The organism is Sphingomonas sp. 1F27F7B, from assembly GCF_005503355.1.
Lineage (GTDB): Bacteria > Pseudomonadota > Alphaproteobacteria > Sphingomonadales > Sphingomonadaceae > Sphingomonas.
On record NZ_SCMK01000001.1, the window covers coordinates 235563 to 254959 of the forward strand.

At 66.4% G+C, this 19397-nt stretch carries 26 protein-coding genes; 2 read left to right on the forward strand and 24 right to left on the reverse strand.

Annotated elements, in window-relative coordinates:
• Window positions 1-7 precede the first annotated feature (7 nt).
• From nuoI to FFS08_RS01140, 15 genes are read right to left on the reverse strand one after another with little or no spacing between them, the layout of a single operon-like run.
• Entirely contained in the window at window positions 8-493 is a 486-nt protein-coding gene (gene nuoI, locus FFS08_RS01075; protein WP_086129650.1) for an NADH-quinone oxidoreductase subunit NuoI, read from the reverse strand.
• Window positions 493-927, reverse strand: a complete 435-nt coding sequence (locus FFS08_RS01080; protein ID WP_137861010.1) for a hypothetical protein — start codon at window positions 925-927, stop codon at window positions 493-495. The genes nuoI and FFS08_RS01080 overlap by 1 nt, the downstream gene beginning before the upstream one ends.
• Window position 928: 1 nt before the next feature.
• Window positions 929-1978, reverse strand: coding sequence for an NADH-quinone oxidoreductase subunit NuoH (gene nuoH / locus FFS08_RS01085; RefSeq protein ID WP_137861009.1), 1050 nt, complete (start codon window positions 1976-1978; stop codon window positions 929-931).
• Complete coding sequence (nuoG, locus tag FFS08_RS01090) at window positions 1975-3993, reverse strand: NADH-quinone oxidoreductase subunit NuoG (RefSeq protein ID WP_137861008.1); 2019 nt, start codon at window positions 3991-3993, stop codon at window positions 1975-1977. The genes nuoH and nuoG overlap by 4 nt, the downstream gene beginning before the upstream one ends.
• A gap of 1 nt (window position 3994) precedes the next feature.
• Complete coding sequence (locus FFS08_RS01095; RefSeq protein WP_137871802.1) at window positions 3995-4657, reverse strand: hypothetical protein; 663 nt, start codon at window positions 4655-4657, stop codon at window positions 3995-3997.
• Entirely contained in the window at window positions 4654-5316 is a 663-nt protein-coding gene (locus FFS08_RS01100) for a hypothetical protein (protein ID WP_137861006.1), read from the reverse strand. The genes FFS08_RS01095 and FFS08_RS01100 overlap by 4 nt, the downstream gene beginning before the upstream one ends.
• Window positions 5313-6611, reverse strand: a complete 1299-nt coding sequence (gene nuoF, locus FFS08_RS01105; protein WP_137861005.1) for an NADH-quinone oxidoreductase subunit NuoF — start codon at window positions 6609-6611, stop codon at window positions 5313-5315. The genes FFS08_RS01100 and nuoF overlap by 4 nt, the downstream gene beginning before the upstream one ends.
• Entirely contained in the window at window positions 6612-6785 is a 174-nt protein-coding gene (locus FFS08_RS23350) for a hypothetical protein (protein WP_167298867.1), read from the reverse strand. It abuts the gene before it with no gap.
• On the reverse strand, window positions 6785-7453 hold the full coding sequence (locus tag FFS08_RS01110) for a complex I 24 kDa subunit family protein (RefSeq protein ID WP_137861004.1): 669 nt from the start codon (window positions 7451-7453) through the stop codon (window positions 6785-6787). Before FFS08_RS01110 ends, FFS08_RS23350 begins: the two co-directional genes overlap by 1 nt.
• The gene (locus tag FFS08_RS01115; RefSeq protein WP_137861003.1) at window positions 7446-7661 is read right to left on the reverse strand and encodes a hypothetical protein; all 216 of its coding nucleotides are present in this window, start codon (window positions 7659-7661) and stop codon (window positions 7446-7448) included. Before FFS08_RS01115 ends, FFS08_RS01110 begins: the two co-directional genes overlap by 8 nt.
• Complete coding sequence (locus tag FFS08_RS01120; RefSeq protein WP_137861002.1) at window positions 7658-7996, reverse strand: nuclear transport factor 2 family protein; 339 nt, start codon at window positions 7994-7996, stop codon at window positions 7658-7660. Before FFS08_RS01120 ends, FFS08_RS01115 begins: the two co-directional genes overlap by 4 nt.
• A complete protein-coding gene (locus FFS08_RS01125; RefSeq protein ID WP_137861001.1) occupies window positions 7993-9228 on the reverse strand; it encodes an NADH-quinone oxidoreductase subunit D in 1236 nt (411 codons plus the stop codon). The genes FFS08_RS01120 and FFS08_RS01125 overlap by 4 nt, the downstream gene beginning before the upstream one ends.
• Window positions 9228-10085 carry an NADH-quinone oxidoreductase subunit C gene (locus FFS08_RS01130; protein ID WP_137861153.1) on the reverse strand — a complete coding sequence of 286 codons (858 nt, stop codon included), beginning with the start codon at window positions 10083-10085 and terminating at the stop codon, window positions 9228-9230. The genes FFS08_RS01125 and FFS08_RS01130 overlap by 1 nt, the downstream gene beginning before the upstream one ends.
• Window positions 10086-10090: 5 nt before the next feature.
• Window positions 10091-10666, reverse strand: coding sequence for a NuoB/complex I 20 kDa subunit family protein (locus tag FFS08_RS01135; protein WP_137861000.1), 576 nt, complete (start codon window positions 10664-10666; stop codon window positions 10091-10093).
• The gene (locus FFS08_RS01140) at window positions 10657-11031 is read right to left on the reverse strand and encodes an NADH-quinone oxidoreductase subunit A (protein WP_086129639.1); all 375 of its coding nucleotides are present in this window, start codon (window positions 11029-11031) and stop codon (window positions 10657-10659) included. Before FFS08_RS01140 ends, FFS08_RS01135 begins: the two co-directional genes overlap by 10 nt.
• A 271-nt stretch (window positions 11032-11302) precedes the next feature.
• On the opposite strand from FFS08_RS01140, the gene FFS08_RS01145 reads away from it, so the two are divergent.
• A complete protein-coding gene (locus tag FFS08_RS01145) occupies window positions 11303-12292 on the forward strand; it encodes an acyl-CoA thioester hydrolase/BAAT C-terminal domain-containing protein (RefSeq protein WP_171012418.1) in 990 nt (329 codons plus the stop codon).
• Window positions 12293-12374: 82 nt separating this feature from the next.
• On the opposite strand, the gene FFS08_RS01150 is transcribed toward FFS08_RS01145, so the two are convergent.
• The 9 genes from FFS08_RS01150 to FFS08_RS01190 all read right to left on the reverse strand — a co-directional run bounded on the left by FFS08_RS01150 (window position 12375) and on the right by FFS08_RS01190 (window position 18692).
• Window positions 12375-13190: an inositol monophosphatase family protein gene (locus FFS08_RS01150; protein WP_137860998.1), complete on the reverse strand. Its 816-nt coding sequence runs from the start codon at window positions 13188-13190 to the stop codon at window positions 12375-12377.
• Window positions 13190-13507 (reverse strand): cupin domain-containing protein, encoded by a 318-nt coding sequence (locus tag FFS08_RS01155; RefSeq protein WP_137860997.1) that lies wholly within the window; start codon window positions 13505-13507, stop codon window positions 13190-13192. Before FFS08_RS01155 ends, FFS08_RS01150 begins: the two co-directional genes overlap by 1 nt.
• A complete protein-coding gene (gene efp, locus FFS08_RS01160) occupies window positions 13507-14070 on the reverse strand; it encodes an elongation factor P (protein ID WP_137860996.1) in 564 nt (187 codons plus the stop codon). The genes FFS08_RS01155 and efp overlap by 1 nt, the downstream gene beginning before the upstream one ends.
• A 156-nt stretch (window positions 14071-14226) precedes the next feature.
• A complete protein-coding gene (locus FFS08_RS01165) occupies window positions 14227-14826 on the reverse strand; it encodes a M23 family metallopeptidase (RefSeq protein WP_249340938.1) in 600 nt (199 codons plus the stop codon).
• A 5-nt stretch (window positions 14827-14831) separates the two neighbouring features.
• Entirely contained in the window at window positions 14832-15839 is a 1008-nt protein-coding gene (locus FFS08_RS01170) for a L,D-transpeptidase family protein (RefSeq protein ID WP_137860995.1), read from the reverse strand.
• 102 nt (window positions 15840-15941) lie between these two features.
• Window positions 15942-16628, reverse strand: coding sequence for a thiamine phosphate synthase (gene thiE / locus FFS08_RS01175; protein ID WP_137860994.1), 687 nt, complete (start codon window positions 16626-16628; stop codon window positions 15942-15944).
• 22 nt (window positions 16629-16650) lie between these two features.
• Window positions 16651-17316 (reverse strand): O-methyltransferase, encoded by a 666-nt coding sequence (locus tag FFS08_RS01180; RefSeq protein WP_137860993.1) that lies wholly within the window; start codon window positions 17314-17316, stop codon window positions 16651-16653.
• A 33-nt stretch (window positions 17317-17349) separates the two neighbouring features.
• Window positions 17350-17760, reverse strand: a complete 411-nt coding sequence (locus FFS08_RS01185; RefSeq protein ID WP_137860992.1) for a putative quinol monooxygenase — start codon at window positions 17758-17760, stop codon at window positions 17350-17352.
• 17 nt (window positions 17761-17777) lie between these two features.
• Complete coding sequence (locus tag FFS08_RS01190) at window positions 17778-18692, reverse strand: class I fructose-bisphosphate aldolase (protein ID WP_137860991.1); 915 nt, start codon at window positions 18690-18692, stop codon at window positions 17778-17780.
• Window positions 18693-18873: 181 nt separating this feature from the next.
• On the opposite strand from FFS08_RS01190, the gene FFS08_RS01195 reads away from it, so the two are divergent.
• Window positions 18874-19395, forward strand: coding sequence for a TlpA family protein disulfide reductase (locus FFS08_RS01195; protein ID WP_137860990.1), 522 nt, complete (start codon window positions 18874-18876; stop codon window positions 19393-19395).
• Window positions 19396-19397: the final 2 nt, after the last annotated feature.

The following is a 19397-nucleotide window of genomic DNA, read 5'->3' on the forward strand; positions in this document are numbered from 1 at the left end:
CGTGCGCTTAACGGTACGGTGCATCGGCGGCAAGGTTCGCGGCGATGGCGCGCTCCCAGCGGTCGCCATTCTCGAGCAGCTTCTCCTTCTGGTAGATCAGCTCCTCGCGGCTTTCGGTGGCGAACTCGAAGTTCGGGCCCTCGACGATCGCATCGACCGGGCAGGCTTCCTGGCACAGGCCGCAATAGATGCACTTGGTCATGTCGATGTCGTAGCGCGTGGTGCGGCGGCTGCCGTCCTCGCGCGGCTCGGCCTCGATCGTGATCGCCAGCGCCGGGCACACCGCCTCGCACAGCTTGCACGCGATGCAGCGCTCCTCGCCATTGGGATAGCGGCGCAGAGCGTGCTCGCCGCGGAAGCGGGGCGAGATCGGGTTCTTCTCGTACGGATAGTTGATCGTCGCCTTGGGCTTGAAGAAATACTTCAAGGTCAGGGCGTGCGCCTTGACGAACTCCCAGAGAGTCCAGGTGCGGATGAAATGGGCGACGTTCATCATTTGGTATCCAAATGTTTGGCGTAGCAAATCGCTAGACCGTAAAGGCTGTTCAATTCGCCCGGCCACTCGTTGGGCGGCCGGGATTCCAGCCTGAATTCTATCCGGGTGACGGTGGTGGATCGGGATAAGGGAGATGTCTCGAAATTGAGCCATTGCTTTCCAGTGGCCACACCGCCCTCGAAGGAGGAATAGTCCGCATAGATGCGCAGCGGGATCGCCGCATCTCCCAACGGCAACCTTCGGTCTTTCGACCGAAATCGGATCGCACGGGCCGCATGATCGAAATCGGCTGTCAAGGCGACCGTCGCGCCATCGCGAAGCAAGACCTTGCAATCGAGATTCGACACGCCGCTCGTCATCGGCATCGCGGGTACCGCGAGGGGAGAATCCTGCGGTTTCTCCTGCATCAGAAGCGCGGCGAGCATCAGCATCTCAGAGTCCCACTCGCATCAGCATCAGATACCCGGAGACCAGGAACACGAAGAGAAGCGACAGCGGCAGGAAGATCTTCCAGCCCAGGCGCATCAGCTGGTCGTAGCGGTACCTGGGCACCGTGGCCTTCACCCAGCTGAAGCAGAAGAAGAAGAAGCACATCTTGGCGAGCAGCCAGATGATGCCCGGCACGTAATAGAGGACCGGAATGTCCAGCGGCGGCAGGTAGCCGCCCCAGAACAGGGTGGCGTTCAGCGCGCACATCAGGATGACGTTGGCATATTCGCCCAGCCAGTAGAGCGCGAAGGCCATCGACGAATATTCGGTCTGATAGCCCGCGACGAGCTCGCTCTCGGCCTCGGTCAGGTCGAACGGCGCGCGCTGCGTCTCGGCCAGCGACGAGATGAAGAACACCACCGCCATCGGGAAGAGCAGCGGATTGGCGAAATAGCCGTTGACCCAGCCGAAGATCGCCGCCCCCTTCTGCGCCTCGACGATGCCGCCGACATTGAAGGTGCCGGCCCAAAGCACGACCGAGATCAGCACGAAGCCGATCGAGACTTCATAGCTCACCATCTGCGCCGCGGCGCGGATTGCCGAGTAGAACGGGTATTTCGAGTTCGAGGCCCAGCCCGCCAGGATGATGCCGTAGACGCCGAGCGACGAGGCCGCGAGCACGTAGAGCAGGCCGACATTGATGTTCGACAGCACCACGCCCGCCTGGAACGGCACCACCGCCCATACGATCAGCGCCACCGTGAAGGTGATGATCGGCGCGAGCAGGAACAACGTCTTGTTGGCGCCCGACGGGATGATCGTTTCCTGCAGGAAGACCTTCAGGCCGTCGGCGAACGACTGGAGCAGGCCGAGCGGGCCGACCACGTTCGGGCCACGGCGCAGCGCCATCGCCGCCCAGATCTTGCGGTCGACATAGATGATCATCGCCACGGCGAGCATCAGCGGCAGCGCGATGACCAGGATGCCGACGATCGTCGCGACGAACCACGCCCATTCGAAAGGCAGGCCGAGCCATTGGAAAATCGGAGTCATTCTGCGGCCTCTGCGAAGTCTTCGCCGTGGATCAGTTCGGCCGAGCAGCGCTGCATCGTCGGCGACGCACGGCAGATGGCGTTGGTGAGATAGAAATCGGCGATCGGATAGCGAAGCTCGCCCTTGGCCTTGGCAGCCAGCTTGGGCGGCGAGAAATCATAGCCGGCCAGGCCTTCGCGGCCCAGCGCCGGCACGTCGCCCGCCATCTCGGCGCGCAGTTGCTCGAAATTGTCGAACGGCAGCGTGTGACCGAGCCGATCAGAGAGCGCGCGCAGGATCGTCCAGTCCTCGCGGGCATCGCCGGGAGCGAACACTGCGCGATCGGCGCGCTGCACACGGCCTTCCAGGTTCACATAGGTGCCCGGCTTCTCGGCATAGGTCGCGCCCGGCAGGATCACGTCCGCATGATGCGCGCCCTGGTCGCCATGGTGGCCGATATAGACCTTGAAGCTGTTCGCGAAGGCGGAGAAGTCCACTTCGTCGGCACCGAGGAAGAAGGTGAGCTTCGGAGCAGCGGCGACGATGTCAGCGATGCCGCCCTTGCGGGCATAGCCCAGCATCAGCCCGCCCATACGCGCCGCGGCGGTGTGGACGACGTTGAAGCCGTTCCAGGCGCTTTCAGTTTCAGTGGCGGGGCGCTGGAAAGCCGAAGCCATGGCAAGCGTGGCGCCCTGCCCTTCCTTGAGCGCGCCCGGACCGACGATCAGTACCGGCTTCTTCGCCGCGTCGATCGCCTCGGCCGCGCCGTCCGGCAGCTTGCCCAGGATCGACAGGTCGTTGCCCAGCCACTCGACCTTGTAGGTCAGGTCGGTCTCGGGACCGATCGCGAAGACCTTGGCGCCCTTCTTGATCGCCTTGCGCACGCGGGTGTTGATCAGCGGCGCCTCGAAGCGGAGATTGCTGCCCACCAGCAGGATCGCATCGGCATCCTCGACGCCGGCGATCCTGGTGTTGAACGCCACCGAGCCGAGGTTCGACACGTCATAGGCCAGGCCGGTCTGGCGGCCTTCGAGCAGGTCGGAGCCCAGCGCCTTCACCAGCGCCTTGGCCGCGTACATGGTCTCGCAATCGACCAAGTCGCCGGCGATCGCCGCGACGCTCGATCCGGCCCCCTTGGCCGCGGTCGCGATCGCGTCGAACGCCTCGTCCCAGCTTGCTTCGACCAGCTTGCCGTCCTTGCGGACATAGGGCTTGTCGAGACGGCGGCGAACCAGCGCGTCGACATGGTAGCGGGTCTTGTCGTGCGCCCACTCCTCGTTCACGTCCTCGTTGATGCGCGGCAGCACGCGCATCACCTGGCGGCCGCGGCTGTCGAGGCGGATATTGGTGCCGACCGCATCCATTACGTCGATCGACAGGTTCTTCTTGAGCTCCCACGAACGATATTCGAAGGCCACCGGCTTGTGCGTGAGCGCGCCCACCGGGCAAAGGTCGACGGCGTTGCCCGAAAGCTCGCTCTTGAAAGCCTTTTCCAGATAGGTCGTGATCTGCATGTTCTCGCCGCGATAGATCGCGCCGATATCTTCCACGCCCGCCACTTCCTCGCCGAAACGGACGCAGCGGGTGCATTGGATGCAGCGGGTCATGATCGTCTTGATGATCGGACCCATATATTTCTCGGTCACCGCGCGCTTGTTCTCGGTGTAGCGCGAATGGCCGCGACCATAAGCGACCGACTGGTCCTGCAGGTCGCATTCGCCGCCCTGATCGCAGATCGGGCAGTCGAGCGGATGGTTGATCAGCAGGAACTCCATCACGCCTTCGCGCGCGGCCTTCACCATCGGCGAATCCGTGCGGATCTCCTGGTTGTCGGCAGCGGGCAGCGCGCACGAAGCCTGGGGCTTGGGCGGCCCGGGCTTCACTTCGACCAGGCACATGCGGCAATTGCCGGCGATCGACAGCCGCTCGTGATAGCAGAAGCGCGGGATCTCCTTGCCCGCGGCCTCGCAGGCCTGGAGCACGGTGGCGCCCGCGGGCACCTCCACTTCGATTCCGTCGACGGTTAGCTTCGGCATTCTAGTTCGTTCCCCGCGCGGCGGAACCGCGCATCTTGTAAAGTCCCTCGGCAAGCACGCCGTGGATCTCGGCGCCGCTCAGATTGAGCTTCTTCTTGCCCGCACAGGCATTGATCGCCGGCACGATCCGCTTGAAGGCCGCAGCCTCGGCGGGCGAGCGCCGCGCGCTGCGAACAAAGGCGTCGCTGGCCACCGGATCGCGCCCCGCCACGCATGCGCCGAGCGCTCTGCTGCCGTCCGCGCCGCTCGCCATCGCATTCGCCGCCACCGCCGCCGGCACCCTAGGATCGGCAAGATAGAGCTGCTCGATCAACGACCAGCGCAGGAAGCGCCCGCCGGCACTGATCTCTTCCCCACGCGCACCGCAATTCGCCTCGGCGAACAGGCTCGACACAGCAGGAGTAGGACGTTCCCCCAGGAAACCCAGCTCGACGATCTTGCCCGCTTCGCGCGGTTCCTTCTTCACCGCGCATACGGCAAGCGCGTGCAACCGCGCTTCCCCCGCCGTGCTGACGGCCCAGTCGGCGTCCTCCTCCGGCCGATCGAGGCGCACATCGCCCTCGGCGGCCATCTTGCCCATGTCCGCACCCCAGGGCGTCTGGGCGTGCGCACTCGCGCCCGCAAAGACGCAAAGGGCCGCAGCCAGGGCGAAGCGACGCATCATTGCGCGGGCGTGCCCTTGCGATAGGCCCACAGGCCCTCGGCCACACCGGCACGAAGCTGTGCCTTGCTGAAACCGATCTTCGCGCCGTTCGGCGTGCAGCGCCCGACCGCTGCCACCACTGCCGGGAACGCGGCACGCTCCTCGGCCGAGTCCTCGGCCGCGCGGACCAGCGCATCGGCCGCAACCGGATTGCGCGTCACGGCGCAGCTGGCGAGGTCGTACTGGACCAGGCTCGGATCGCCGCTGCCCTGGAAGGGCGCCGGCTCACTGGCCAGCGCCGCCGGGGCGGCCACATAGGTCTCGGTATAGAGCTGCCGGGCGATCGCGCCGCGAACGATCTCCTCGCTGCCATCGCGGCCGATCTTCGCGCCGCAATCGGTCTTCTTGTCAGCCAGTTTCTTTGCGGCGTTCTTCGATTCCCCGCTGCCGATCTTCGCGGCGAGCAGCGCGGTGGCACCGGCGCGATCGCCATCCACCGCGCATTTGCCGAACGCCGCCGGCCCTTCGCCGGCGGGAGTGCCGCGGCGCGCGGCGACCACATCATTGCCGAAGCCGCTCGGCGCAATGTCTTCCTGCGAACCCCGCGACTGCGCGGCGGCGGTGCCGGCGCCGCAGACAAAAGCGGCCGACGCCGCAAGCACCATCAGAGCCTTGTTCATTCCGCAGCCTCCTGCATGCCGTTCGCGGCCTGGCGTTCGTTGATCCGGCGCTCGAGCTCCGGACGGAAATGACGGATCAGGCCCTGGATCGGCCACGCGGCGGCATCGCCGAGCGCGCAGATCGTGTGGCCTTCCACCTGCTTGGTAACCTGCTGGAGCGTGTCGATCTCGCTGATGTCGGCGTCGCCGGTGCGCAGCCGCTCCATCACGCGCCACATCCAGCCCGTGCCTTCGCGGCACGGCGTGCACTGGCCGCAGCTCTCATGCTTGTAGAAATAGCTGAGGCGCGAGATCGCGCGGACGACGTCGGTCGACTTATCCATCACGATCACGGCGGCGGTGCCCAGGCCCGAACCAAGGGCACGCAGGCCGTCGAAGTCCATCGGGCAGTCCATGATCTGGGCCGCCGGGACCAACGGCACAGAGGAGCCGCCAGGGATCACCGCGAGCAGATTGTCCCACCCGCCGCGAATGCCGCCGCAATGCTTCTCGATCAGCTCGCGGAACGGGATCGACATCGCCTCCTCGACCACGCACGGCTTGTTCACATGGCCGGAGATCTGGAAGAGCTTCGTGCCCTTATTGTTCTCGTTGCCGAAGCTGGCGAACCATTCCGGTCCGCGTCGCAGGATCGTCGGCACGACTGCGATCGATTCGACATTGTTCACCGTGGTCGGGCAGCCATAGAGGCCCGCGCCCGCCGGGAAGGGCGGCTTCAGGCGCGGCTGGCCCTTCTTGCCCTCGAGGCTCTCGAGCATCGCGGTCTCTTCGCCGCAGATATAGGCCCCGGCGCCGCGATGCACGAACACGTCGAAGTCGTAACCCGACTTGCAGGCATTCTTGCCGAGCAGGCCGGCGTCATACGCCTCCTTCACCGCCGCGAAGAGCGTCTCGGCCTCGCGGATATACTCACCGCGGATGTAGATATACGCCGCGCGCGCGCGCATTGCGAAGCCGGCAACCAGCGCGCCTTCGATCAGCTTGTGCGGATCGTGGCGGATGATCTCGCGGTCCTTGCACGAGCCCGGCTCGGACTCGTCGGCGTTGATCACCAGGAAATTGGGACGGTCCGGCCGCGGTTCCTTGGGCATGAAGCTCCACTTCATGCCAGTCGGGAAGCCGGCGCCGCCGCGGCCGCGCAGGCCCGACGCCTTGATCCTGTCGATGATGGCGTCCTGTCCGATCGCCATCAGATCCTTGGTCTTGTCCCAATCGCCGCGCTTCTGGGCAGCCGGCAAGTTCCACGGCTGGAAGCCGTAGACATTGGTGAAGATGCGGTCCTTATCCGCGAGCATTTATCGGCCCTTCCCCACCATGTTCTGAATGAAAATGTACGCGAGCACTGCAAGCCCGAGCACGATTGCGATGCCGACCAGCTTGAAGGCGATCTTCAGCGCCCAGCCGAGCACGACGATGCCGCCGATGATCGCGAGGATGACGAAGACGAGGTTCTTGGTCTCGGGCTTCATCACCATTCCCCCCGATAATCGTGGTTCCCGGTCTCCATCGCCGCCAGGTTGGTCGGCTCGCCGAGCGGTTCCACGGTGTGGCGGCCAGGCTCCTGCGTACCGGTCTTGGGGCTCTCGCCCCGCGCCAGCGCGTCGAGGATCGCCAGCGTGCGATCGTAGTCGAGATCCTCGTAATTGTCGTCGTTGATCTGGACCATCGGCGCCGAGGAGCAATTGCCCATGCACTCGACCTCGGTGAGCGTGAACAGGCCGTCCGCGGTGGTGTGGCCCTTCTTCATGCCGCGCGCCTTGCAGGCGGCCATCACGTCGTCCGAGCCGCGCAGCATGCACGGCGTCGTGCCGCAGACCTGCACATGGTAGCGGCCGACCGGCACCAGGTTGAACATGGTGTAGAAGGTCGCGACCTCGAAGATGCGGATATAGGGCACGCCGAGTTCACGCGCGACGAACTCGATCACCGGGATCGGCAGCCAGCCCTGGGTGTTGGTCTCCGCACCCACCTGGCGCTGGGCCAGGTCGAGATAGGGGATGCTGCACGAGAGCTGCCGGCCCGCCGGGTAGCGGCCCATGATTTCCTGTGCCTTGACGGCATTCTCCGGCGTCCACTGGAAATTGCTCCAGCGCGCGCGGACCTCCGCTTCATCGGGGAGTTGGGGTGCGTCAGCCATTCTTCTTCTCGTTCTCGCAGGCGCTGCGACGGCGGCGGCTCGCGATGAAAATCGGGATCAGCGCCGTGTAGACCGGGATCAGCGCCACGAAGGCGTTGTTGTTGTGATGCGCGCCATTGCCCGAGACCCGGAACATCAGCACCAGGATCAGGCCGGCGGCCATCGCCGTGAAGGCGATCGCGAGCAGCATGAGCGTGCGGCGGTTCATCGGATGAACTCCACCCGATCGACCAGCCCGTCCGCGAAGGAATAGACCGACATCACTTCGAAAGGCTCGGCCTCGGGCGAGCGGGCCACCTTCTCGTGGAGCACCACGGTGTCGCCCAGCGCATAGCTGCCCAGGATATCGGCGCGGTTCTGCGGGAATTCGGCGAACATCGCCTTCAGGCCCGCGCGCACGCCTTCCCTGCCCTCGCGCAGCACCGCGCCGCGATAGCCCGCCTCGCAGGCGCCGTCGGTCATCAGCGCCACATAGGCGTCGGCATCCTGCGCGTTGTAATGCGCGATCATCTCGTGCGCGATCGCGATGCGATCCGCGCTCACCGGTCGCACTCCCCGAACACGATGTCGAGCGCGCCCAGGATGGCAGTGATGTCGGCGAGCATGTGCCCCTTCGACATGAAGTCCATCGCCTGGAGGTGGCTGAACGCAGTCGGGCGGATCTTGCACCGGTACGGCTTGTTGCTGCCGTCCGAGACCAGATAGACGCCGAACTCGCCCTTCGGGCTCTCCGTCGCGACATACACGTCGCCCGCGGGCACGTGATAGCCTTCGCTGAACAGCTTGAAGTGATGGATCAGCGCTTCCATCGACTGCTTCATCTCGCCCCGGCGCGGCGGCGCCACCTTGCGGTCGAGCGTGAGCACCGGGCCCTCCGGCATCTGTTGAAGGCACTGCTTCATGATGCGCGCGGACTGATAGACTTCCTCGACGCGGACCATGAACCGGTCATAGCAGTCGCCGCGCGTGCCGACGGGGATGTCGAACTCGACCCGGTCGTACACGTCATAGGGCTGCGACCTGCGGATGTCCCAGGGGATGCCCGCGCCGCGGATCATCGGGCCCGAGAACCCCCAGGCCACCGCGTCCTCGCGGCTCACCACCGCGATGTCGACGTTGCGCTGCTTGAAGATGCGGTTCTCGGCGACCAGGCTGATCGCATCGCCGAACAGGCGCGGCAGGCGCGTGTCGAGCCATTCCGCAATGTCGGTCAGCAGCTTGAGCGGCACGTCCTGGCGGACGCCGCCGACGCGGAACCAGTTCGAATGCATGCGCGCGCCCGACGCGCGCTCCAGGAAGTTCAGGCAGTCTTCGCGGATCTCGAACATCCACAGGTTCGGCGTCATCGCGCCGACGTCCATCACGTGCGAACCGAGGTTCAGCATGTGATTGCAGATGCGGGTCAGCTCGGCGAAGAACACGCGCAAATACTGGCCGCGCAGCGGCACCTCGAGGTCGAGCAGCTTCTCGACCGCCAGCACGAAGCTGTATTCCATGCCCAGCGGCGAGCAATAGTCGAGCCGGTCGAAATAGGGCAGCGCCTGGGTGTAGGTCTTGTACTCGATCAGCTTCTCGGTGCCGCGGTGGAGCAGGCCGACATGCGGATCGATTCGCTCGATGATCTCGCCGTCCAGCTCGGTCACCAGGCGCAGCACGCCGTGCGCCGCCGGGTGCTGCGGCCCGAAGTTGATCGTGTAGTTCGCGATCTCGGTGTCGCCCTTCTCCGGCTTGCCGCCGTCGATGACGCCTTCGATCTCGTCGAGATAGTCAGCCATTACGCTTCACCCTCCGGCGCCTTCTTCGCGCGCGGCTTGCGGGGTTTCTTGACCAGGTCGGGATCGGCGGGCGCCGCGCCGGCCTCGGGACCGGACTTGCCGGCGCCGGTATCGGCAGGGCCATCGCCGGCCTTGGGCTTGGCCACCTCCGCCTTGGCCGGCTTGCGGAGCTCGTCCCCGGTCAGCGGTGTCGGAGCGCCCTTGGCCTCGGGCTGCGGCGCGGGGGCCGGCGCCCCCGGCGCGGCCGCCTTCTCGTCGCCCGGCAGCACGTATTTCGCGCCTTCCCAAGGGCTCATGAAGTCGAAATTGCGGAAATCCTGGGCCAGCGTCACCGGCTCATAGACCACGCGCTTCGCCTCTTCCGAATAGCGCAGCTCGACATAGCCGGTCAGCGGGAAATCCTTGCGCTGCGGATGGCCGACGAAACCATAGTCGGTCAGGATGCGGCGCAGATCGGTGTTGCCCGAGAAGAGCACGCCGTACATGTCATAGACTTCGCGCTCGAGCCAGCCCGCGACCGGCCAGATGCCCGTCACCGACGGCACCGGCTTTTCCTCGTCGGTGCTGGTCTTCACCTTGATGCGGTGGTTCCGCGTCAGGCTGAGCAGGCAATAGACCACTTCGAACCGCTCCTCGCGGTCCGGATAGTCGACGCCGGCGATCTCCATGAGCTGCTGATATTCCAGCCCCGGCGTGTCGCGCAGCAGCGTGAGCCCCTCGACCACGCGAACGCGGTCCAGCACCAGGTTCACTTCGCCGACACTGTCCTCGCAGAAGAGCAGGATGTCGCCGAGCACAGCCTTGGCCGCGTCGATCACGCCTTCGTTCGAAGTGAAGCGGGGGGCGGAGGTCTTCACCGCGCTCATCGCTCGATCGTCCCGACGCGCCGGATCTTCCGCTGCAGCTGCATCACGCCGTAGAGCAGCGCTTCGGCAGTCGGCGGGCAGCCCGGGACATAGATATCCACCGGCACGATCCGGTCGCAGCCGCGCACGACGCTGTAGCTGTAATGGTAATAGCCGCCGCCATTGGCGCAGCTGCCCATCGAGATGACGTATTTCGGCTCCGACATCTGGTCGTAGACGCGGCGGAGCGCCGGGGCCATCTTGTTGCACAGCGTGCCGGCCACGATCATCACGTCCGACTGGCGCGGCGACGCGCGCGGCGCGGCTCCGAATCGCTCCATGTCGTAGCGCGGCATGTTGACGTGGATCATCTCCACCGCGCAGCAGGCGAGACCGAAGGTCATCCACCACAGCGACCCGGTGCGCGCCCATTGGAACAGCTCCTCGGTCGACGTGACCAGAAAGCCCTTGTCGCCGATCTCGGCGTTGATGTCGTTGAGGAAGCCGACGTCCGGGAGGGTTCCCGGCGGCGGCGCGCCGATCAGGCCGCTGCCCGGCAGGGCCGACGACGACGGGCTAAGTTCTACTCCCATTCGAGCGCTCCCTTCTTCCAGGCGTAGACGAGGCCGAGCGTGAGCTCGGCGATGAAGATCATCATCGAGATCCAGGCGGTCCAGCCCAGCGAGAACACCGAGACGGCCCAGGGGTAAAGGAACGCCGCTTCGAGATCGAAGATGATGAACAGGATGGCGACGAGGTAGAAGCGCACGTCGAACTGGCTGCGCGAATCCTCGAAAGCCGGGAAGCCGCACTCATATTCGCTGAGCTTGGCCTCGGTCGGCTTGTGCGACCCCGTCAGCCGGCTGACCAGCATGGGCAGGAACACGAAGGCGCTGGAAAGCGCAAGGGCGACCCCGAGGAACAACAGGATCGGCAGATATTGTGACAAGTCGACCAAGGGCCTTCTCTTCTCGCGGATGCGGAATCTGAGGGGGCTTCTAGGACTCACTTCCCCGGGACGCAACGCCTCGACGGGTGAGAATGACTCGCAAGAAGAACCGGTTGTGGACACCTTGTCCGAGAAGCGTCCGGAAACCGCGTTCCAAAGGGCGCCGGCCCCGCGGAAACGGCACCGCCCCGGCACAATCTCGGGTTGCCCGAAGGTGACTTATATGCACAATACACTCTGCTATTGTGAACAGGGCCATTGTGAACAGGGGTGTCTTCACATGATCGCACGGACTCTATTGCCCGGAATCGGGCTGGCGATGGCGGCGTGCCCGGCCATTGCGCAGCCTGGCGCAACGACGAAACAGGCAGCGGCGCTGGACGAACGCGAGATCGCGGGATTCCCGCATGCGCGGCTCTACCGGATCGCCGGCGAGGCGCGCCGGCCGGTGGTGGTGATCCTGCCGGGCGCCGAAGGCGGCGACGAGGCCGGCCGGCGCTTCGGCCCCACCCTGGCAAGGCTCGGCTATGCCGCGGTCAGCCTGCCCTATTACTCCCCCAACTGGGGCAAGTTCGGCCCGGCGCCCGCCTTTCCGGACCTGCCGGGCAGCTTCATCGACATCCGCGTGGACCAGCTGGCCGATCTCCGCGCCGCGCTGGCCCGCATGCCGGGTGCCGATGTCGAGCGATTCGGCTTGCTCGCCGGATCGAAGGGATCGGAATTCGCGCTGATCGCGGCCAGCCACTACCCCTGGATCGACGCGGTGGTCGCCTACACGCCGTCGGACCTGGTGTGGGAAGGCTGGGGCATGGAGATGCTCGAGGCGGAGGGCACCCGCTCTTCCTTCTCCTTCGGCGGCAAGCCCCTCGCCTTCATGCCCTATCGCGGGTTCGTCGAGGGCCTGCAGGCCGGGCCGGCCGCCAACCTGCGCGCGATCCACGAGAACGGACGGGCCGACCATCCCGATCGCGAAGCGGCGGCTCGAATCCCGGTCGAGGACTATCGCGGCGCATTGATGCTGATCGCCGGCGACGAGGACAGGCTGTGGAACTCGGGCCGGATGGCGCGCAACATCGCCGCGACGCGCAAGGCCAAGGGGCTGGAGACCCAGGCGCTGATCTATCCGGATGCCGGGCACGACCTTGGCGGCGGATCGGCGGAACCGCGCGTCGATCCGCGCGGCGGCGGCACGCCGGAAGCAAATGCCAGGGCGCGTGCCGATGCCTGGCCGAAGATGGTGGCGTTCCTGGCGGCGGCGCTGCGTCCCTAGGCGGGGATATAATTCTTCCATCGCCATTCCCGCCTGCGCGGGGATGGCGAAGTTCGCCGAATGAACTGCCGTCAGCCCCCGCTCAGCGCAGCGAATTCGCGACGAGCTTGTGCAGCTTGGAGTGCAGCACGTCGTTGGCCGCGAGATACTGGTTGCGCTCGCGCGCCAGATCCTGCCCGCGATAGTCGGTCACGAAACCACCCGCCTCGCGGATGAGGAGCATGCCCGCCGCCACATCCCAGGGCTTGAGGTTCGATTCCCAGAAGCCGTCGAACCGTCCCGCGGCAACCCAGGCGAGATCGAGCGCGGCCGAGCCCAGCCGGCGAATGCCCGCCACTTCGGGTGCCACCGCACCAAAGATGCGGCTCCACTCGGCGAAGTCGCCATGACCGAGGAAGGGGATGCCGGTCGCGATCAGCGCCTCGTCGAGGTGGCGGCGCGCCGAGACGCGCAGGCGCTGGTCCTGCAACCAGGCGCCGCGGCCCTTTTCCGACCAGAAGCTCTCGTCGGTGAGTGGCTGATAGATATAGCCATGCGTGACCTCGGGCTTGCCCTGGGCGCCGTTCGGATCCTCGACCGCGATCGAAATGCAGAAATGCGGGATGCCGTGCAGGAAGTTGCTGGTCCCGTCGAGCGGATCGATGATCCAGCGCGGCTTGTTGGGATCGCCGACGATCTCGCCGCGCTCCTCGACCAGGAATCCCCAGTCCGGCCGCGCCTTCTGGAGCTCCTCGATCAGCGTGTCCTCGGCGCGCTTGTCGGCAATGCTGACAAAGTCCGCCGGGCCCTTGCGGCTGACCTGGAGGTGCTGGACTTCGTTGAAGTCGCGGCGCAGGCGCGGGCCGGCCTTGCGGCAGGCGCGCTCCATGACGGTGATGAGGCCGGAATGCGAAACCATTAGACGGAGCCCTTACGCTCGAAAACCAGAATGCGGGCCTCGCCCACGGGATGCGCGACATGCTCGTCGCCGATGTGCGCCACGAAAATGTCGCCGACGGCCAACCGCGCCACATGCTCCGTGCCGGCAAGGCGATAGTGCATGTCGACTTCGCCATCGAGGACGCAGAAGAGTTCGGCGCCGTCATTCACGTGCCAGCGATAGGGCTGGTCCGTCCAATGCAGGCGTGCCGTCGCCCCCTCGATCTCGACCAGATCGCGCGCGCCCCAGGGCCGCTCGGCCCGGAAGCTGCGCGCATCTCTGATCACGTCAGGCATCAGTCCGCACGGCGGACATAGGTCTGCTCGTACACGTCGACGACGATGCGCGTGCCCGACGCAATGTGCGGCGGCACCATGATGCGCACGCCATTGTCGAGCACGGCGGGCTTGTACGACGACGACGCCGTCTGGCCCTTCACCACTGCGTCGGCCTCGACGATCGTCGCCTCGATGGTATCGGGCAGCTGCACGCTGATGGCTTCCTCGTCATAGAGCTCCATCACCACGTCCATGCCGTCCTGCAGGAAGGCGGCCGCATCGCCGAGCAGGTCGCGCGGCAGCGTCGTCTGGTCGTAGGTTTCCTTGTCCATGAAGACGAGCGTGTCGCCCTCGGGATACAGGAACTGGAAGTCCTTGGTGTCAAGGCGCACGCGCTCGACCGTCTCCGCCGAGCGGAAACGGACGTTGTTCTTGCGGCCGTCGCGCAGGTTCTTGAGCTCGACCTGCATGTACGCACCGCCCTTGCCGGGCTGCGTGTGCTGGATCTTCACGGCACGCCAGATGCCGCCTTCATATTCGATGATGTTGCCGGGACGGATGTCCACGCCGCTGATCTTCATGGTCGAGACCTATGGAACTGAGAAAGAGCTGAGCGCGCGCCTTTAGCCGCGCGCGCCGCCTTCGGCAAGCCATGCTGCAGCGCGTGGAAGCCGGGGCCTCGTGCCGCACGCTGTCCCTTTGCGGCGCGAGATCCCGGCTTCCAGCTGCAGGACGGACTATCGATCGACATCCCGCAGCAGCGGATAGGGATTTATGTTCTCCCCCTGCCACCAGCCCTCCCCCGGCAGCATCCGCTTGATCTCGAAATGCAGGTGCGGCGCCCCGCCCGCGGCGCTGCCGGTATTGCCGACCGTCGCGATCCGCTCGCCCTGGCGCACCGCCTGCCGCTCGCCGACCAGCCAGCTGTCGAGATGCGCATAATAATGGATGGCGGCGCCGTCACGGGTGCGGACATAGACCGTATGCCCGCCATTCACGCTCTCGAAGATCTTCTCCACCGTGCCCGAAGCCGCGGCGAGCACCGGCGTGCCGCGCGGTGCCAGGATGTCGATCGCATGATGCGCCCGCGCACCGCCGCCGCGGCTCTGCCCCCAGCTGTCGCTGAGCTGGCGCGCGGAGACGCCCTCGACCGGGATGATCAGCGGCACGGGATCACCGTTCGACGCGGCCGGTGCGGCGGGCGGCCCGATCACGCTCGATTGCGGGGCAGTCGACACGACCGGCTGGACGGCGATCCGCACCATCGAGAGAAAGGCGAGCGCAAGCAGCAGCAGCGCCCCCAGGCTCCAGCTGATCCGCCTTGCCCGGAACAGCATGGCCGCTATTCCCGAAACACCGCCTTGGTGCCGGGCTTCACCATCAGCGCGAGCCGCGCCGCGTCCCAATTGGTCAAGCGGATGCAGCCATGGCTTTCGGTGCGGCCGATCAGCTGCGGCTCGGGCGTGCCATGGATGCCATAATGCTCCTTGGATAGATCCAGCCACACCACCCCCACCGGGCCGTTCGGCCCCGGCGGCAGCATCGCCGGGTCACTGCCCTTCTTCGCATCCCAGAACAGTTTTGGATTGTAGTGGAATTTCGGGTTGGTGTCCGCGCCGTTGATCTTCCAGGTGCCGATCGGCAGCGGATCATGCGCGCTGCCCATGGTCGCGCTGAACTGGGCGACCAGATGCTCCTGCCGGTCGAACACCTTGAGCACCTTCTCGCTCTTGTCGACCACGATGTGATCGGCCTCCGGCACCTTGGCCTCGACATTGAGCATGGCGAGCGTCCGGCGCCATTCCGGCTTGAGATCCGCCGGATAGTCGCGCGAGGCCGGCAGTGCGTTGGGGAAGACGAACTCCGCGCCCGGCCGGATCCTGCCGCCGCCCGGATTGAGCTCCACCAGCATTTGCGGCGTGGTGTGAAACATCTCGGCCAGCTTCTCGAGCGGGCGCGTATAGGCGAGCGCGGGCAGTCTGGCCTGCTTCTCGATATCTCTTGGGATCGGGTTGACGTACGGCCCCTCCAGCGTGGCGGCGTCAAGCGTGAGCCGACGGACCGGGCGCAGCGAGGCATAGGGCGCGAGCGCATGCAACGTCGCCGGATCGAGCTTGCCGGTGACCGGCATCCCGCGCGCGGCCTGGAACCCCTTCAGCGCCGCGGTGAGCGACTGGCCCTCGCGCCCGTCGAGAATGCCGGGCGCGAAGCCGAGATGGTCGAGGATCACCTGGGCATGCAGGATGGAATAGTCGATCGGCGGCTTGCCGGAAGTTCCCGCCTGTCCGGCCGCTGCGGGACCGACGGAGGCACAGGCGAGACAAGCCGCAAATCCCAGAAATTTTCGCACAGAATCAAACTCCTGCAGATGACGTTCCGCAAGAACAACGGATGGAACTCCGCCTTGGTTTCGTGTGCGTCGATCGCCCGCGCCCGTCCTCCCGCCACGGGATCAGGCAAGCGCCGCCGCGAATGCCTTTACTGCCGCTTCCTCGTCCCCGCCCCACACGGCGTTGGAGACTGCGAGGAAGTCCGCGCCCGCCTTGACCAGCGGCGGAGCATTTTCCGGCGTGATCCCGCCGATCGCGACGCAGGGCAACTCGAACAGCGCCGACCACCAGCTGAGGATCACCGGCTCGGGACGGTGCCGGGTCTCCTTGGTGCTCGTCGGATAGAAGGCGCCGAACGCGACATAGTCCGCCCCCGCCTCGCCGGCCTCCATCGCCAGGTGGCGGCTGTCGTGGCAAGTCACGCCGATCTGCATCTGCGGACCGAGCACCGCGCGCGCCTCGCGCGGATCGCCGTCCTCCTGGCCCAGATGCACGCCGTCGGCGCCCAGCCGCTTGGCCAGGCTGACGCTGTCGTTGACGATGAAGGCGATATCGGCATCGGCGCAGATCCTCTGCAGCGGCTCGGCAAGGCGCGCCGCCTCGTGCTGGTCGACGCCTTTCACGCGGAACTGGAACGCCGCCACCGGCCCGGCGCCGAGCGCGCGCTTCAACCGCTCGGGAAAGGCCCCGCCCACCTCGAGCGGCGAGATCAGGTAGAGCTGGCAGGGCGGGCGGCGCACGTCCCGTTCGAACTGTGCGGCGAAATTCGAGTCGAGCGGCGGCAGGCCGTCATCATCCAAGTCGATCATCGCGCGAGCCTTAGCGCAAGCGTCAGCGCTTCACCACTGCCAGCAGGAACCCGTCCCAGCCCTTGTCGCCGACGGTCTGGATCGCACTGGCGTCGAGGCGCGGATGCGCCGCGACCGCGTCGAACAGCGCCCGGGTGCCGATCACGCTGGGATCCGCGCTGTCCGTCTCGAGAACCCCGCCGCCGCGCACCACATTGTCGACCAGGATCACGCTGCCCGGCCGGGTCAGCTTCAGCGCCGCGTCGAGATAGGCGACATTGCCTGGCTTGTCGGCATCGATGAACACGAAGTCGAACGGCCCCTCGCCCGCCGCGATCATCGCCGCAAGCGTCTCCGCCGCCGGCCCGACCCGCACGTCGCAGCGATCGCCGAGCCCGGCCCGTGCCAGATTGGCCCGCGCCACCTCGGCGTGATGCGGTTCCAGCTCCAGCGTTGCGAGATGCCCGTCCTCGGGCAGGGCGCGGGCAAGACAGATCGTCGAATAGCCGCCCAGCGTGCCCACTTCGAGGATGCTCCGCGCGCCCGCCATCCGCGCGAGCAGCTCGAGCATCCTGCCCTGGGCGGCCGAGACGTCGATCGCCGGGAGGCCGGCCGCGGCATTGGCGGCAAGCGCGGCGTCGAGCGCGGGGTCCGCTCCGAGAAGCTTTTCCGCAATGTACCCGTCCACCGCGGCCCAGTCCTGCGTCATGCCTCGCTCCCTCGCCTCTGCCTGTTCTCGCCGCTAGCCCGATATCCCCGCGCCGCCCACCGGCCGCGTCTCGACATGCGTCTCGAATCCCGCGATCAGCGGCCGCCCCTTCGCGATCGCCTCCCGCACCATGGGCAACGCCAGCGAGTCGGTATGGTGCTGCTTCGATTGCCAGATCTCGGTGATCCAGATGCCGTCGTCGTCCGCCATGTCCTCGGCGACGACATAGGCGAGGCAGCCCGGCATGCCGGCAGTGCCGGCAGTGCCGGTGGCAAGCAACGCGACCAGCTCGGCGCGCCTCCCGGGCCGGGCCTTGATCTTGCCGATCATGCCGTAGAGCGTGGCTTCCCCCATGCGGACCTCCCTCGCAAGCGCCCCGCCCGCGCCCAGCATCGCCAGCGCGAGGCCGGCGAGCACGGGGCGACGGGCGGTAGCGATGGTCATGCCCGCATCCTAGCGGCTCATTCCTCGTTCTTGTAGATGCGCACCAGCTTGTCGAGCATCGCCAGCGCCTCGTCGCGCGGCCGCTGGAAAGTGTTGCGGCCGATGATCGAGCCGTTGCCGCCGCCGTCGCGAATGTCGCGCGCATCCTGGTAGACTGCGTCGGCACCCTTGGCCGCGCCGCCCGAGAAGACGACGATGCGGCGCCCGGCGAAGCAGCTCTGCGCGACATGCTTCACGCGGTCGGACTGGGCCGACCAGTCGGTGCCCTCATAGACCTTCTGGGCTTCCTTCTGCTCGATATGCGCGCTGGGCAGCTTCACCTTGATGATGTGCGCGCCGAGCAACGCCGCCATGTGCGCGGCATAGGCGCCGACATCGAGCGCCAGTTCGCCGTCCTTCGAGAGCTTGCCGCCGCGCGGATAGGACCAGATCACCGTGGCGATGCCGACCGAGGCCGCCTCGGCGCGCAGCTCCTTGATCTCCTCCATCATGCCGAACACGTCGTCGGCGCCCGGATAGATGGTGAAGCCGATCGCCGAGCAGCCGAGCCGCAACGCATCGTCGACGCCGCCGGTGACGGCCTGGTCGATCGACGTCGCCCAGCTGTTCGAGCTGTTGACCTTGAGGATGGTCGGGATCTGGCCGGCAAAGGTGTCGGCCCCGGCCTCGATCATGCCGAGCGGCGCGGCGTAGGCACTGAGGCCGGCATCGATCGCCAGCTGATAGTGATAGTGCGGATCATAGGCTGCCGGGTTCACCGCGAAGCTGCGCGCCGGGCCATGTTCGAACCCCTGGTCCACCGGCAGGATGATCAGCTTGCCCGTGCCGCCCAGCTTGCCCTGCATCAGGATGCGGGCGAGATTGGCCTTCACGCCGGGATTGTCGGACTCGTAATTGGCGAGGATGGCTTTGACAGCGGGCGTGATCGACATGGATTTTCCCTTGTTCGTGTAGTGCTGGACGAGCCCCTATCGCCCGGTTTCGTCAGGGAAAAGCCTGACAACGCTGCCACCGTACAGGCTTTTCCGGAAGAGGCGCCGCGCGCTTCCGGGCAAGTGCTTGACGCCCCCTCGCGCCCACGACAGCATGTGCCGGGGCAACAGGGGACGAACCATGGGGATTTCCAGGCTTTCCAGGCGGCTGGCGCTCGCCGCGCTACCCTTGTCGCTGCTCGGCGCCGCACCGGCGCCGCAGCCGATGTTCGCGGCAGTCAAGGAAGGCCAGCCGGCGCCGCCCTTCACCCTGCGGATGATCAAGGGCGGCACCGTCTCGCTCGACGAGTTGCGCGGCACCGTGATCGTGCTCAATTTCTGGGCCACCTGGTGCGTGCCCTGCCGCACCGAGCTGCCGACACTCGACCGCTATTACGAGCTGCGCAAGGATGCCGGCCTGCGCGTCTATGCGGTCACCACCGAGGATTCGCTCAAGCCCTATCAGCTCAAGAAGCTGTTCGACGTGCTCCACATCGAGCCCGTGCGCTCGATCAAGGGGCCCTATGACGTGCTCGATGGCGGCGTGCCGACCAACATCGTGATCGATCGTAGCGGCGTGGTCCGCTACGCCAAGGCTGGCGCCTTCACCCTCGACAGCCTCAACGCGCTGCTCGTGCCGCTGCTCAACGAGAAGCCGAAATAGCG